The sequence below is a fragment of the Niastella yeongjuensis genome (assembly GCF_900110245.1).
GTDB classification, from domain to species: Bacteria; Bacteroidota; Bacteroidia; order Chitinophagales; family Chitinophagaceae; genus Niastella; species Niastella yeongjuensis.
This window is the reverse complement of the sequence record NZ_FOCZ01000001.1, coordinates 936,883-951,834: the sequence shown is the minus strand read 5'-3', so window position 1 is coordinate 951,834 and position 14,952 is coordinate 936,883. Positions and strand designations below refer to the sequence as shown.

11 protein-coding genes are annotated in these 14,952 nt (G+C 44.6%); 4 read left to right on the top strand and 7 right to left on the bottom strand.

Annotation, left to right across the window (positions count from 1 at the left end; translation table 11 throughout):
* Nucleotides 1-44: 44 nt before the first annotated feature.
* The 3 genes from BMX95_RS04345 to BMX95_RS04335 all read left to right on the top strand — a co-directional run bounded on the left by BMX95_RS04345 (nucleotide 45) and on the right by BMX95_RS04335 (nucleotide 5,738).
* Nucleotides 45-1,184, top strand: a complete 1,140-nt coding sequence (locus BMX95_RS04345) for an FIST signal transduction protein (protein WP_081198653.1) — start codon at nucleotides 45-47, stop codon at nucleotides 1,182-1,184.
* A gap of 7 nt (nucleotides 1,185-1,191) precedes the next feature.
* Complete coding sequence (locus tag BMX95_RS04340; RefSeq protein ID WP_081198654.1) at nucleotides 1,192-4,245, top strand: PAS domain S-box protein; 3,054 nt, start codon at nucleotides 1,192-1,194, stop codon at nucleotides 4,243-4,245.
* A 215-nt stretch (nucleotides 4,246-4,460) separates the two neighbouring features.
* Entirely contained in the window at nucleotides 4,461-5,738 is a 1,278-nt protein-coding gene (locus tag BMX95_RS04335; RefSeq protein WP_081198655.1) for an NAD(P)/FAD-dependent oxidoreductase, read from the top strand.
* A 49-nt stretch (nucleotides 5,739-5,787) separates the two neighbouring features.
* Here the strand turns inward: BMX95_RS04335 and BMX95_RS04330 are convergent, their stop codons facing one another.
* The 6 genes from BMX95_RS04330 to BMX95_RS04305 form a co-directional block, all read right to left on the bottom strand.
* Entirely contained in the window at nucleotides 5,788-6,291 is a 504-nt protein-coding gene (locus BMX95_RS04330; RefSeq protein WP_081198656.1) for an RDD family protein, read from the bottom strand.
* Nucleotides 6,292-6,388: 97 nt separating this feature from the next.
* The gene (locus tag BMX95_RS04325; protein ID WP_081199843.1) at nucleotides 6,389-8,554 is read right to left on the bottom strand and encodes a S46 family peptidase; all 2,166 of its coding nucleotides are present in this window, start codon (nucleotides 8,552-8,554) and stop codon (nucleotides 6,389-6,391) included.
* Between the two features lie 101 nt (nucleotides 8,555-8,655).
* The gene (locus BMX95_RS04320) at nucleotides 8,656-10,929 is read right to left on the bottom strand and encodes a patatin-like phospholipase family protein (protein WP_081198657.1); all 2,274 of its coding nucleotides are present in this window, start codon (nucleotides 10,927-10,929) and stop codon (nucleotides 8,656-8,658) included.
* Nucleotides 10,930-11,030: 101 nt separating this feature from the next.
* Complete coding sequence (obgE, locus tag BMX95_RS04315) at nucleotides 11,031-12,044, bottom strand: GTPase ObgE (RefSeq protein ID WP_081198658.1); 1,014 nt, start codon at nucleotides 12,042-12,044, stop codon at nucleotides 11,031-11,033.
* Nucleotides 12,045-12,188: 144 nt separating this feature from the next.
* On the bottom strand, nucleotides 12,189-12,599 hold the full coding sequence (locus BMX95_RS04310; protein ID WP_242673045.1) for a four helix bundle protein: 411 nt from the start codon (nucleotides 12,597-12,599) through the stop codon (nucleotides 12,189-12,191).
* Between the two features lie 124 nt (nucleotides 12,600-12,723).
* Nucleotides 12,724-13,323, bottom strand: coding sequence for an acyltransferase (locus tag BMX95_RS04305; protein ID WP_081198659.1), 600 nt, complete (start codon nucleotides 13,321-13,323; stop codon nucleotides 12,724-12,726).
* A gap of 168 nt (nucleotides 13,324-13,491) precedes the next feature.
* On the opposite strand from BMX95_RS04305, the gene BMX95_RS04300 reads away from it, so the two are divergent.
* Nucleotides 13,492-14,502, top strand: coding sequence for an aldo/keto reductase (locus tag BMX95_RS04300; RefSeq protein WP_081198660.1), 1,011 nt, complete (start codon nucleotides 13,492-13,494; stop codon nucleotides 14,500-14,502).
* Nucleotides 14,503-14,523: 21 nt separating this feature from the next.
* Here BMX95_RS04300 and paaI read toward each other — a convergent pair whose 3' ends face one another.
* Entirely contained in the window at nucleotides 14,524-14,949 is a 426-nt protein-coding gene (gene paaI, locus BMX95_RS04295) for a hydroxyphenylacetyl-CoA thioesterase PaaI (protein ID WP_081198661.1), read from the bottom strand.
* Nucleotides 14,950-14,952: the final 3 nt, after the last annotated feature.

Below are 14,952 nucleotides of genomic sequence, written 5' to 3'. Positions count from 1 at the left end.
ACCAACGTAACGGAATGAATACTCAACCTTAAACACTTTCCCTTATGCAAACTACCCTGTTGTCATATAACGATAATAAACTGCAAAGGCAAAATGAAACCTCCCTCGCCAACCCCGCCAAATCACAGCTGGTACTGGGTTTTGGTGGTAAGGACGTTATCAACACCCAGCCAGTATATGAAGAACTGAAATCATCCTTCCCCGAAGCCCATATTGTTTTATGCTCCACGGCTGGTGAAATAATAAACAACCGGGTAAATGACAATTCTGTATCCATTGCGGCCATTGAACTGGAAAAAACTTCTATTCAACCTGTTACCGTAAATATCCGGGACTATGATAACAGTTATGAGGCGGGCAAAGCATTGATCAGACTGATCTCTTTCTCCAACCTTTCCTACATCCTGATTATTTCTGATGGCAGTCATGTAAATGGCAGCGAGCTGATTCGTGGTATAAATGAATTGGTAAATAACCGCGTACCGGTTACCGGCGGCCTGGCTGGCGATGGCACTAATTTTCAATCAACCCTGGTTGGATTGAATGAAAAACCTTCCAGCGGTAATATAGTGGCTATACCATTTTACGGCAAACACTTTGTGGTTTCTCATGCATCCATGGGTGGCTGGGAAATATTTGGCCCTGAACGAACCGTTACAAAATCCGTAGCAAATCAATTATTTGAAATAGAAGGACAAAAAGCGCTCGACCTGTACAAAACCTATCTCGGCCCATATGCCGATGAACTACCCGGCTCCGCCCTGCTGTTCCCACTGGGGGTTAAAGAACATGAGGAAGATGCGCCCATTGTTCGCACCATACTTTCCATTGACCAGGAAACCGGCAGCATGGTATTTGCCGGCGATGTTCCCAATGGATCGAAAGTACGGTTCATGAAAGCAAATTTTGATAAACTGGTCGATGCCGCTACCCATGCGGCGGGACTGGCCTTTCAAAAACTACCAGGTGCACCACAACTGGCGCTGTTGATCAGCTGTGTGGGCCGCAAGGTCATTTTAGGTAAACGCACTGAAGAAGAAGTAGAGGCTGTTGCCGATACATTCGGTAGCCAAACGCTGCTTACCGGCTTTTACTCATACGGCGAAATTTCACCCTTTAATGATCAGGCAAAATGCGAATTACATAATCAAACAATGACCATTACAACCTTTGACGAGATATAATTGTGATATGAGTTTCAATAAACTCCTTGAACGGCAGATTAAAAAATACCTTCCTGAAGATTATTTTTTGCAGGAGCACCTGGGTCGTTTTATTCAGGCAGTAAACGATTCGTATGAAGAATACGAACGCGACCGTAAACTGTTTAATCATGCATTCGCCTGCAGTGAAAAAGAATACATTCAAATAAATGACCAGCTAAAAAGGGAAGCCAAACTAAAACATGCTTCCATTCAGCACTTAAAAGAAACGATCAATAAATTCAAGGGCAGCGATACCCATTCGTATAGCGAAACCGACGACCTCACCAACATTATCAACTACCTGGAGCATGAGTTACAGGAAAAGAAAAAAGCCGATGCCCTGCTGCAACAATCTGAAAAACGGTTGCGCCTTGCCTTGCAAACCATCGACGACAATGTTTGGGAATATCATTTTCCCACCCGTACCATGACTTTCGCCGTCAATGAAAAATCAATCCTCGACCTTGACCGTAATGAATATGAAGGAAAAGAAAATCTTATCTGGTGGCAAACCATTGTAGAAGAAGACCGCCATATTGCCGTAGAAACCTTTCACAGGTATATGACCGGGGAGATCTCCAAACACTGCATTGAATACCGTGTAAAGCTGAAAGATGGTTCCACCCGGTGGATCCTCAACCGGGGCGGAGTGATCAGCAAATCAAAAAATGGAAGGCCCATTACCATCATTGGTACGCTCACTGATATCCAAAATTATAAAAATATTCAGGGCGAATTAACGGCTACCGCCAATCGACTAAGCCATTTGCTGATTAACCTGCAAACCGGCGTATTGCTCGAAGATGAGAACGGTGTGGTGGTGCTGACCAATAAAAAATTCACCGATTTCTTTTCCTATCCCGGTTCCCCCGAAACCCTGGTTGGAATAGAATGCACTGACCTGTATGAAAGCAGCAGCGCATTATTCAAACACCCGCTTGAATTCTTAACCAATACCGCCCGGCATTTAAAAACACGCCTGCCCATAAACAATGAGGAATTGAAGATGGCCGACGGCCGGGTACTGGAAAGAAATTATATCCCGTTATTTATCGATGATATTTACCGCGGCCACTTATGGACCTATAACGATATCACCGAAAGAAAGAGATCGGAAATAAAGCTGAAGCGCCAGGAAGAAAAATACCGGAGTATTATTGCCAATATGAACCTGGGTCTCATAGAAGTTGACCTTGACCAAAACATCCGTTATGTGAATCAGAGTTTTTGCTTAATGTGCGGGTATGAAGAGCATGAACTGATTGGCCAAAACGCCTCTGACCTTTTTGTAAAGGACGAGAACAAACAGATGGTGGCTAACAAAAACAGCATCCGCCAACATGGTTTGTCCGACGCTTATGAAATGAATGTGAACACCAAACACAGCGATGCCCATTGGTGGCTGGTATCCGGTGCGCCTTTATACAACGACAAACAACAACACATCGGCTCTATTGGTATTCACCTCGATATTACCGTGCAAAAAATGCTGCAACGCCAGCTGGAAGAGGCCAAACAGATAGCAGAGAAATCCGTGCATGCCAAAGACCTGTTCCTGGCCAACATGAGCCATGAAATAAGAACGCCCATGAACGCCATTCTGGGAATGAGCAAACAATTACAAAAAACAACGCTTAACCAACAACAACAGTCGTTCCTGGAGATCATTGGAACGGCTGCTGAAAACCTGCTGGTGATCATTAACGACATCCTTGACTTTTCAAAACTCGAAGCAGGCAAGGTTACCCTGGAAGAGATCGGGTTCAATATGCACGACCTGGCAACCAATACCAGCCGGGTGTTGAAATTGAAAGCGGAAGAAAAGGGATTGATCTTTGAAGTATCAGTTGAAGCCGGTGTTGCGAACGTATTAAAAGGCGATCCCTATCGTATAAACCAGGTTTTAATGAACCTCCTGAGTAATTCCATTAAATTCACCAAACGGGGCAGGGTTGTTTTAAATTGTCTGCTTAATAATGATCAGCCCCAATCGCAGGAGCTGCAGATCGTCATCAGCGATACGGGTAAGGGTATGGATGAAGCTTATTTGAAAAACCTTTTCAATAAATTCAGTCAGGAAGATGAGAGCATTGCCCGCAGTTACGGCGGTACGGGGCTTGGCATGAGCATCGTAAAACAACTGGTTGAACTGATGAACGGAACTATTGAGGTGCAAAGTAAAAAAGGCGAAGGTACCATCGTTACCATTCAACTGTCATTTTCCAAAGGCACTGAAAACGATCTGCCTAAAAAAGACAACAGCCATGTGGAAGCCCATATTCTGGCCGATAAAAAAATCCTACTGGTAGAAGATAATGAAATGAACCGGGTGGTTGCGGAAACCATCCTGAACCAGTATGGTGCAACTATTTCCGAGGCGGTAAATGGACTGGAAGCACTGGAGATCCTCCGTCAACATCCTTTTGATATTGTTTTGATGGATATTCAAATGCCGGTAATGGATGGGCTGGAGGCTACTCAACATATACGGCGCGAACTAACATCGAATATCCCCATCATTGCACTTACAGCCAATGCCGTAAAAGGTGAAATGGAAAAGTGTATACAGGCAGGCATGAACGATTACCTGAGTAAGCCTTTTGAAGAAGAAGACCTCATTCGCCTTATTGCCAAATGGCTTGGAAGGGAAACACATTTTGGTCCGGTCAAAGCAACTTCCATTGATGATACTCCTTTATACGACTTATGCAAGCTGAAGCAAATTACCCGTGATGATGAAAAGTTCATCATTAAAATGCTGCAGGTGTTCATCAGCGAAACCACCAACAGCTTGAATAACCTGGAGCAGGCTTTTGAACAAAAGGACATCAGGCAGGTAAAATTTCTCGCTCATCGTATGAAGTCATCACTCAATAACCTGAGTGTTGCCGAGGCCGCAAACATTGCTGAAAAAATTGAAAAAGGCAATTGGTCAGCGCCCGATTCGCCAGATTTAAAAATACAGGTCCTTGCTCTCAGGCACATCATTGATAAAGTGATCCCGATGATCATGGCCGATTATCCGGAACTGCATTATTAAGATTTGATAACTGGTTGAAAATAGTACTTTAACAACTATCTTTCTCTGAATATTATGCTATTTCAATAATAGTAACGACCTTTGCTTCGTCTATCTATCTCCATTCCTGCTTACTTAACACTTGCCATAACCTGAAAAGTTAGTACGGCTCTAGATGCCCCATTATACAATCCGGGGGCAGAATTGTTCATTAATGTTAATAAGAAGAACGAGTTATGGAACAACCAGTAAAAAAAGTCGTTATTGTCGGTGGCGGGTTTGCCGGCATTAATCTCATTAAACACCTTTCGAAAGACAGTCGCTTTCACATTACCCTGGTAGACAAGAATAATTACAGTTTCTTTCCTCCGTTGCTGTACCAGGTAGCTACCGCATTTATTGAGCCTTCCAATATCAGTTACCCGTTTCGCAGATTGTTTCAAAAGAAAACCAACCTGCGGTTTCACATGGGTTCGCTGCTGAAGGTAAACCCTGAACAGAACACCATTGAAACAGATACCGGCGTGGTTGCTTACGACTACCTGGTGCTGGCCGTTGGTACTGAAAGTAATTACTTCGGTATGGAACGCGTTAAAGCCAATTCGCTGCCCATGAAAAGCATCGATGACGCCCTTAACCTGCGCAACCATTTACTGCTGAATATGGAAGAGGCAGTACATACCGACGACCTGAAGGAAAAAGAAAAACACCTCAATATTGTGATCTGTGGTGGCGGACCTACCGGTGTTGAACTGGCTGGTATGCTGGCCGAATTAGGGCGTAATATCGCTTTGAAAGAATACCCTGAAATTAAGGACCTGCGTTCACACCTTTACCTCATAGATGCCGGCAAAAGCCTGCTGGGCCCCATGAGTGAAAAATCACAGAACGAAGCTACCCGGGTTTTAAAAAAGCTTGGCGTACATGTGATCAACAATACCGCGGTAAAAGATTACCACGATGATATTGTTGTCCTTTCTGATGGCAGAACCATACCCACCAAAGTACTGATCTGGGCTTCCGGTGTAACTGGCCGGGAAATTCCGGGTTTGCCTACTGCGGCTATTGGCCGGGGAAGAAGGGTGTTGGTTGATGAGGCTAATAAAGCACAGGGATCTCAAAACATTTTTGCCATAGGCGATATCTGTTTGCAAACAACTGATACAAATTTTCCCGGTGGCCATCCCCAACTGGCGCAGGTGGCTATTCAACAGGGTACCAAACTCGCAAAAAATTTAATCAGGGCGGCAGACAATAAACCAATGGAAGCTTTTGCGTATCGCGATAAAGGCAGTATGGCCATTATTTCAAAATATAAAGCCGTGTGCGATATCCCACCCAAAGGCTTTTTTAAGGGTTTCCCTGCCTGGCTGGTTTGGCTGTTCATCCACATTATTCCCTTAATTGGTTTCCGCAATAAAGTGAAGCTGGCTTTTAGCTGGTTCTGGTCTTTTATTACCAATGACCCTACATTGCGATTGATCATTCGGCCCCGAAAACAGGATGTTCATTAATTAGAGTATATAATGAGAAAGCCCCGACAATTTCGTCAGGGCTTTTTCTTTATAAATATTGTCTTTTGTTATCCCAGGTTTTTCTTACCACAACGGTTTTTGACAGGCTGTCGTGCCAGGGGAGGTAACCAAAAGCGCTTAAGGCTTCAAACGGAATGGCCCTGACCAAGCTGCGCAACAGCGCATGTTTAAAGGTAAAGGGAGCGCCATCCTGTGTAATAGCAATGGTGTTGGTGGCTAATTTCCCTATCGTTCTGCCATTCATAACCGTTTCAGAAACCGCATAATATAAAACGGTTATTATAACAGAAACCAATATTCTTCGCCCCAAAACCACCAAAACATCATCTGATAAAAAGAATTTTTCAGGGGTCACTCCACCCGATGCAGCGGCAATAGTAGTCCAGATAACTATTATGATATTAAATAAAACAACCAGTACCGTCTGATCTATAAGATAATTTCCCAGGCGTAGCCACCTGTCTGCAGGGTCTACGTAACCCAGTTCATTTTCTTCTTCCTGTAAAAAATCTGTTTGATCCTGATAATCCATCGTATTGGAATTTTTGCAAAAATAACATGTCTGTTTCAAAATTAGAAAGGGTGATCCCGCTTTAGCGCGATCACCCTTTTAATTGTATGTTAATTGATTACTGTTTAACCAGTTTCAACTCATTTATCAGATTGGTAGCACCGCCCAGTTTGTCGATGCACCATAATACGTAGCGAACGTCTACGCAAATGGTACGGTTATAAACCGGGTCAAACTGGATTTTATGGCTCAACGCTTCATAATTGCCATCAAACGCCAAACCGATCAGGTTACCCATGCCATCGATCACCGGTGAACCGGAGTTACCACCGGTAATGTCGTTGGTAGTGATAAATCCTACCACCAGGTCATTGCGTTGTTTGTCGATGTACTGGCCGAAATCTCTTTTCTTAGCCAGTTCCAGCAACTTCGCTGGCAGATCGAACTCATAATCGCCGGGTTTGTATTTTTCCAGAATGCCTTTCATGGTTGTTACGTAGTCGTATTTAACCGCGTCACGGGGCGCATAACTTTTTACATTACCAAAACTTACGCGCATGGTGAAGGTAGCATCGGGATACATTTTTTTGGCTTTTACTGTATCCATCAACATTACCCCCTTCAGATACAGCCGGCCATATTCATTATTTTTCGCCGTGAACTGTTGAGAATACTGCATAAACTTACCCTGCCAGTTCTTTAAGAAAGCGCTTGCAACCGCATAAGCAGGATCAGCCTGCAATACAGTAGCATCGGGGTTGTTTGCGAAAGCATCCCATTTGGCATTATCCAGTATCATGGTGTTTGCGAAAATGCTGGCTGCGTATTTCTTATAAGTCGCTTCATCGTTCAGATCGCCAAAGTTTGATTTCAAACTCTCATAAAAACCAATGGGATGTTGCGCTTTATCGATGTCTTTATAATACATCATCAACACAGCTGCTACAATGTTCTGGTCAGATGGTTTGTTTTCACTCTTCAGCAATTCGGCTCTGGCTTCCCTGGCTGCTTCCACTGTTTTCTTGATGTCGGCCGAGCTGCCTTTTTTCGCAATAGCAACCTCTATCTGTTGCAGGGAAGCGGCAAAGGCTAACATTGGCGATCCAAAAATTCCTTCATTAATGAATACACGGTGTTTTGAGTAAGGGCGCCATTGATCGTATGCGGTTCCCCAGTCTTTGAAAAGGTTTTCAAATTCCGGTTTGCCATTGGCCCAGGTCTGAAATTTTGCTTCGGCTGCTTTTTTCTGATCGTACACATCGTATTTAACCAGTTGTTTGCTTTCGCCATCAAAGAATTTCCAGTAGTTGGCAATAGAAGCATAATCGCTTGCCAGTTGCAGTTTAACTCCCGGATCATCTTTCATTTGCTCAAACATATATTTCAACCGTACATCGCGCAGTTTTACCAGCGTGGGGTTGTCGATATCAATTTTTTGTTTGATGCCGTATGAAGTTTCATAACGATTGGTGCCGCCGGGATAACCATAGATCATGGCATAATCACCATCTTTAATACCTTTTATAGATACAGGCAGAAAATGTTTGGGTTTTAAAGGCACGTTCTCAGGTGAGTAGTCAGCAGGTTTTCCATCTTTGCTCATGTATACACGGAAGATAGAAAAGTCGCCGGTGTGACGGGGCCATTCCCAGTTGTCGGTATCGCCGCCATATTTACCAATGCTTTCAGGAGGAACACCAGCCAGTCGAATATCTGAATAACGTTTGTAAACAAACACCAGGAACTGATTGCCTTTGAACAGTGAGCTTACGCGGGCAATGGTGTTGGTTGCTTCATCGCTGTATCGTTTGTTGATGGCTGCGGAAACGGCCGTTACTTTTGCAGTACGTTCTATACCACTCAATCCTTTTGCAGAGTCAAGCACTTCAGCAGTTACATCTTTAATTTCTGTCAGGAACTCAGCATATAAGCCGGGTGAAGGAATTTCTTCCTGTTTGCTTTTTGACCAGAAACCATTTTTCAGGTAGTTGTGTTCTACCGTGCTGGCATTGGCCGTTGCATCATAACCGCAGTGGTGATTCGTAAAAATCAGCCCTTCGTTGCTTACAATTTCACCGGTGCAAAATCCACCGAAAATGATGATCGCATCTTTCAGGGAGGCCTTGTTAACACTGTATAACTGTTCTTTGGTAAGCTTCAAACCACGCTTCACCATGTCGTTATACACTTGTTGTCCAAGCAATAGTGGCAGCCACATGCCTTCATCGGCAAAGCTGCGCACCATAGTAACGGCTAACACAACCGTTAAAAGAATTTTCTTCATATAATTACTAGCTTTTGTAGCGGCAAACCTATTGAAAAATTTTATTAAATGGCCACCCAGCAATGGTTTCACGGGCGAATTGTTTTACCCTTGCCGAACCTTTAACGCTTTAGTTCCTGTAAGATCTTTACCATATACGCCCGTACATCGCTGGAATATAACCGCTGATCCATACTATCCAGCGTTCGGCCAGAAATGACCCAGTTCATCGAGTATTTTAACGGCTCCTGTGGCCGGTAAAGGTTTATAGGTTTGTAATGCAGGTTATTGTGATAAAGCCCAGAGAGGTAATTTTTCAACCGGCTATCGTTGATACTTGTTTGCACGCCATAAGCACCCATGAGGCTTTTGAGGGGCGCGGCCAGGTCGTTCACAAATGGGTTTACCTTTTTTAATAATATATCCCCCTCCGGCCCATTGCTGATGTGCATAACATAAAAGGAGATCTTCTGACAATTGCTTCGTAAAATGGTATCATTCTTTGAAGCACAGATCGAATCGCGCAGGGAGTTCAACTTAATGATCATTTCATGTACTACACCGGCGCCGGAATTGTCTACATACCCGCCATCCACAAAATAAAAGGGAAACTCAGTGGGGCCTTTCTTCAAAAATTTTAACCCGTCAATACGTCCGGCCGGACTAATATACGGAAAGCTGGCGCCCAATACTACGGCCGTACTTAGCTTCATATCGTTGTTACCAATAAGCCGGGCCAGCACATCTATTCGGTTATTGAAGGTAAGCGGGTCTATGGCGATGGTGCTGATCACCGATGGTGCACCGTCCTGCATACGGGTAGTATTCACACAAAGAATGGGCAGTTTTGTGTTCACCCGGTTTTTATAAACCGCCAGTTCTGAAAAAGGGATCTGTAGTTGATGCTTCAATAACACACTGTCCTTTGGCGCCTGTTCCAGTGCATCTGTCAACGCTTTGGCCCTGTCGCCATTGGTATTGAAGGGCAGCATGGGCACAAAGAAATCGTGGCCCAGCATACGGCTGAGTGTATACGTAAGAAAATCACTGCGTAGGTATTCTTTTCCCGCCTGGTAGAATGGCTGGTTATTGGGCAGGTTTTTACCGGGCTGGTCCGCTGCATCTTTTAACAGGGTATAAAAGGCGGCATTGCCAACACTGCCTCCCGAAGCGCCCGATAAACAAAACAGGTGTTTCGAAAAATCGTGTTGAGAAGTATCTTCCAGTTTTCCCAATACCGAAGCCACCCAGTATCCTGAACGGGAAGCCCCGCCATCTGACAGCACAAAGTAAACGGGAAACTCTTTTGATTTTCTGATCTGCGTATCCCGGTCTTTTACCCATTGAATAAAATAATCCCGCACACTGGCTTTGTCGGCAAAAGTTTCTTTAATGGTGGCCGGTCTTTTAACCAACGCTACATGGTGGCGTTCCGTCCACTGGCCAAAAATGAAAACGATAAGCAGGAAAACAACATGTATGTTTATGCCTATGCGAATGGAGAAAAACGCCAGTATAAAACCAAACCCCATAAATACTGAAAAGGCCAGTAATACAAAGGGAAAGCTACCCATGCCTACCGCAAACGCTACATTAAGCGTACAGGCCAGGTAAATGGTAAGGGCTACCAGGCTGATCATAAAAAAGACGATGTGAAAACGTATTTCTTCGGATGGAATGCCAAGGAAACCGGCCAACCGGTACCTTCTGCTTGTTACTGATACCAGTATTTTGCCCATCATTTTCTCCTGATCCAATACTTCCCGCCGGGTAACAACCAATATCATAAAACAAGCCTGTAATACCAGCAACATTACGATCACCAGCCAGGAATAACGACTTACATTAGCCGTAATCAATGTTGAACCCGCAAAGATGATCACCATCGTTACAAAAAACAGCTTGTTCAACTTAATGGTCTTGAAATTGCGTTCAAACACTTTATTCATCCAGAAGTAATAGGGTATCGAGGCCAGCAATAGCCCATAATACAATTTGGTATCGCTTCCTATTTCATTTCCGAATATGGGTGTTTGTACAAAGGCCAGTATAATAATGGTGAACAGGGTAAACCCTATTAAGCGGGGCATATGTTTATAATACCCCTCCTGCAAATAGTCCGGTGCCGTATGCACGCATTGTTTTTTTGCATTGGCAACAGTACGGGCCGCATACCAGCTTACCAGCACCAGAAAACTTAACAACGATTGAAATAACAGGAAAAAGCCCCGGTGCTCAGTAGCCAGCACCATGAGGTCTTTACCTTGAGCAAGATTCCAGAAACAAGCTACTATTAGTGCGATAAAGAGAATGCCAGGGAAGAAAACCCATAGTGCACGAAAGAGATTGCGCACCAGGGTAGTCAGGCGTTGTAAGAGTCCGGTTATAGCCGCCATAGTATACAGTATTAGGGATACCCTAAGTTAACTATATCGGCGGCATTTTCCATACCCGGTTAGTTGTAATGCCTATGTTGTTTTGTCACAATATGTGCTTACTACCTTTTCTCTGCTTCCTGGTCTTCATTCAACGCTTTCCATAACATATCCTTGAGGTCGGTTAACCCCAGCTGTGTAAGGGAAGAAATAAAAATATGAGGAACGTTTACCGGTAACTCCTTTTTAACAGCTGCTTTCAACTCATCATCGAGCATTTCGCTCTTACTTACTGCAATGAAGAATTGTTTATGCAGCAGCTCAGGGTTGTATTGCTCCAGCTCATTTACCAAAATGTTGAATTCCTTCTTATGGTCATTGCTATCGGCTGGTATAACAAAAAGCAGTACCGAGTTGCGTTCAATATGACGCAGGAACCGGTGACCAAGTCCTCTGCCTTCGGCAGCGCCTTCAATGATCCCGGGCAAATCGGCTACGCAAAAGCTTCGGCCATCGCGATAGGCGACAATACCTAAATTGGGATTTATGGTTGTAAATGCGTAGTCAGCAATTTTGGGTTTGGCAGCAGTGATCACCGAAAGCAGGGTCGATTTACCGGCATTCGGGAAGCCTACCAGCCCTACATCGGCCAGTACTTTTAATTCCAGCACTTTCCAGGCTTCTTCGCCGGGTTCACCGGGTTGGGCGTATTCAGGCGCCTGGTTAGTAGGTGTTGCAAAGTTGGCATTACCGAGTCCGCCGCGACCGCCTTTAATCCAAACTATTTCCTGGCCATGTTCCAGGATCTCGGCTTCCTGTTCTTCGGTTTCCTCATCGCGGGCAACGGTACCCAGAGGTACTTCGATGATGATGTCTTTACCATCACGGCCCGTCATATTGTTTTTATTACCACCCTGACCGTCTTCGGCCAGAACGTTCTTATAGTATCGAAGGTGCAGTAACGTCCACAGGTTCTTATTCCCACGCAGGATGATATGTCCACCCCGGCCGCCATCGCCACCATCAGGACCAGCCTGTGGGTTGAATTTGGTACGCATGAAATGCTTGCTGCCTGCGCCACCGTGTCCGCTGCGGCAGAAGATTCTGATCTGATCGACAAAGTTTGATTTTTCCACTTCCTTTTTTGATAATTGACCGGCAAAGATAAGGTTTGAGGGGCAGAGTTGAGGAGGTAACGGGTTGACAGGTTAACACGTTAACAGGTTGACAAGTTAACACCTTGACACAGTAACTGTTTGTAAATTAACGGAGTGTGGTTTTTAAGGGGTAGTCTGCGGGAGGCTTTTCAAATACCTTATATACCCATTTAAGACTCTCTCTACTTCGGTAATTCTATTTCGATAGTATTGAAGTTGCTCAGGATTTATATATGAACAGTCAAGTGCATCAATTAAGTGATTAAGCGTTTCACTCAATGATCCCCGGGCCTGTGTACAGTACTTAATTTTATCAGGATTTGTTCGCTTACCATGCCCTTCAGCTATTTGTGCATTTACCGATCGGGAGCTTCGAACCAACTGGTCGATAAGCCGATATTTTTCTTCAGCAGGAAAAGTTTTGACCAGTTGAAATATTTCATTCTTTACCTCTCTGGCCTTTTTCCACACATCCAAATCTTCAAAACTCCTATACCCTTCATGGACCATAACTTCGTTTACACAAAAAGGCATGAAAAATATTAATAACTTGTCCCTGTTTTCAAAAAAACTTTACAATTTCCGCTTTATATTAACTAGGCATCCGTATTAACCCGTCAACGTATTAACCTGTCAACTTGTTAACCTGTCAACCCCGTCAACTCTCCCCCTTCACCTCCCCCCACGTCTTATACAACAAACTCTGTTCCGGCCTATCAACAGGTACCTCACTCAACGCCTCACAGGGTGCCCAGTCCGCACTCATTTCCCCCGGCAACAATTGATACAACCTCGTTCCTGCAGTCTTCCATGCGATCATTTCGTCTGAAACCTGCTTGATGATCTTTGCCGGATTGCCCACGAGCAAACTACGTGCAGGGATCTTTTCATCGGCCTTTATCAAACTCAGTGCGCCTACAATACATTCATCACCCAGGTCTACATTATCCATAATCACACTGTTCATACCCACCAGGCAATTGCGGCCAATGGTAGCACCATGGATCACGGCACCATGTCCGATATGCGCACCCGTTTTCAACAATACGGTAACGCCCGGGAACATATGAATGGTACAGTTCTCCTGCACATTGCAACCATCTTCAATAACGATGCCGCCCCAATCACCACGGATAGCAGCACCCGGGCCCACATATACATCCTTACCTATAATAACATTACCCGTAACCGCCGCCTGTGGATGAATAAAAGAAGAGGGATGAACAACGGGGATAAACCCTTTGAAAGAATAGATCATAAGCGCTATCTTTTTCCAAAGATAGCTTTGTTACCCATAATTGAAGAACCGGTTAAGAAGCTATTAAAATTCATTTTGCATGGTTTGAATTTTGCAAGTATTAGTTTGAAAAAGACAAATAACACGGTATTTGTTTAAGGTATTTTTGTTTCCTAAACACAATTCTTTATGAAATACAGGAATCTTGGCAACACCGGTGTTCAGCTATCCGCCATTGGACTGGGTTGTATGGGCATGAGCTTTGCCTACGGCCCACGCAACGATGACGAATCCATTGCTACGCTGAACAGGGCGTTGGAGTTGGGCATTAACTTCTGGGATACAGCCGACATGTATGGCGTGGGTCATAATGAGGAGCTGGTTTCAAAAGTTCTGGTGCCTAACAGAAGTAAAGTTTTTATTGCTACCAAATTCGGGTTCAGACAAAAACAGGATGGTTCAACCACTCCAACCGGCGCGCCTGCCACATACATCGATGGGTCACCGGCTTATGTGAAAACGGCTGTGGAAAAAAGCCTGCAACGGTTGAAGATCGATACCATTGACCTGTACTATGCGCACCGTATAGACCCCAATGTTCCCGTGGAGGAAATGGTGGGCGCTATGGCCGATCTGGTTAAAGCAGGTAAAGTGCGCTACCTGGGGTTATCGGAAGCTTCCGCCAATACGCTTCGCAAAGCCCATGCAGTGCATCCCATCGCCGCTTTACAAAGTGAGTACTCTTTACTTACCCGCGATGTAGTGGAAGGCGAGGTGCTCGATACCTGCCGGGAATTAGGTGTTACGTTTGTGCCTTATAGTCCGCTGGCAAGGGGGTTGGTTACTGCTACCGTGCAGGATAAGGACAACTTACCCAGTGACGATTTCCGCAGAACAGTGCCTCGTTTTGAAGGGGAGTACTGGCAGAACAACCAGTTGCTGGTAAGTGAGTTTGCCGAACTGGCTGCTCAAAAAGGTTGTACGCCGGCTCAGTTGGCATTGGCCTGGGTATTGGCACAGGGTGAAGACCTGATCCCCATACCCGGAACGAAAAAAAGAAAATACCTGGATGAAAATGCTGCAGCAGCGGATATTACTTTAACCCAAGGGGAGTTGCAGAATATAGAGGCGGTTGTCAATAAATATCCCAACGTAGGACAGCGTTATAGTGATGGCGCTTTAAAACTCGTCAATAAATAATTTGAGCAAACCGGATGGGGCTTATACGTTCCATTCGGTTTCTTTTCTGAATACAGTTCCTTTAAACAAGGCGGCCAGCTCTCCCTTCTCTTTCTCCACCCGTACATCGTAAATAGCAATTTTATTACTACGGCTTTTTTCTTCGGCCGTTGCAATAATCACATCACCCGCCATTAATGGTTTGAGATGTGAAATGGAAGTTTCTATGGAAACTGCCTGCCGGCCATGGCTGTTGGAAGCAAATGCCAGGGCGCTATCGGCAAACGAATAACTGATTCCGCCATGCGCAATTCCAAATCCATTGCACATTTCGGGGCGAACCGTCATACGCAGTTTGCAGAATCCCTCTTTTTCCTCCAACCGTTCAATTCCCAGCCACTGGCTGAAATAATCTTTACTCATCATGGCGTCAACGATGGCGGTTGTCTTCGATTTGCTTGATGACATACT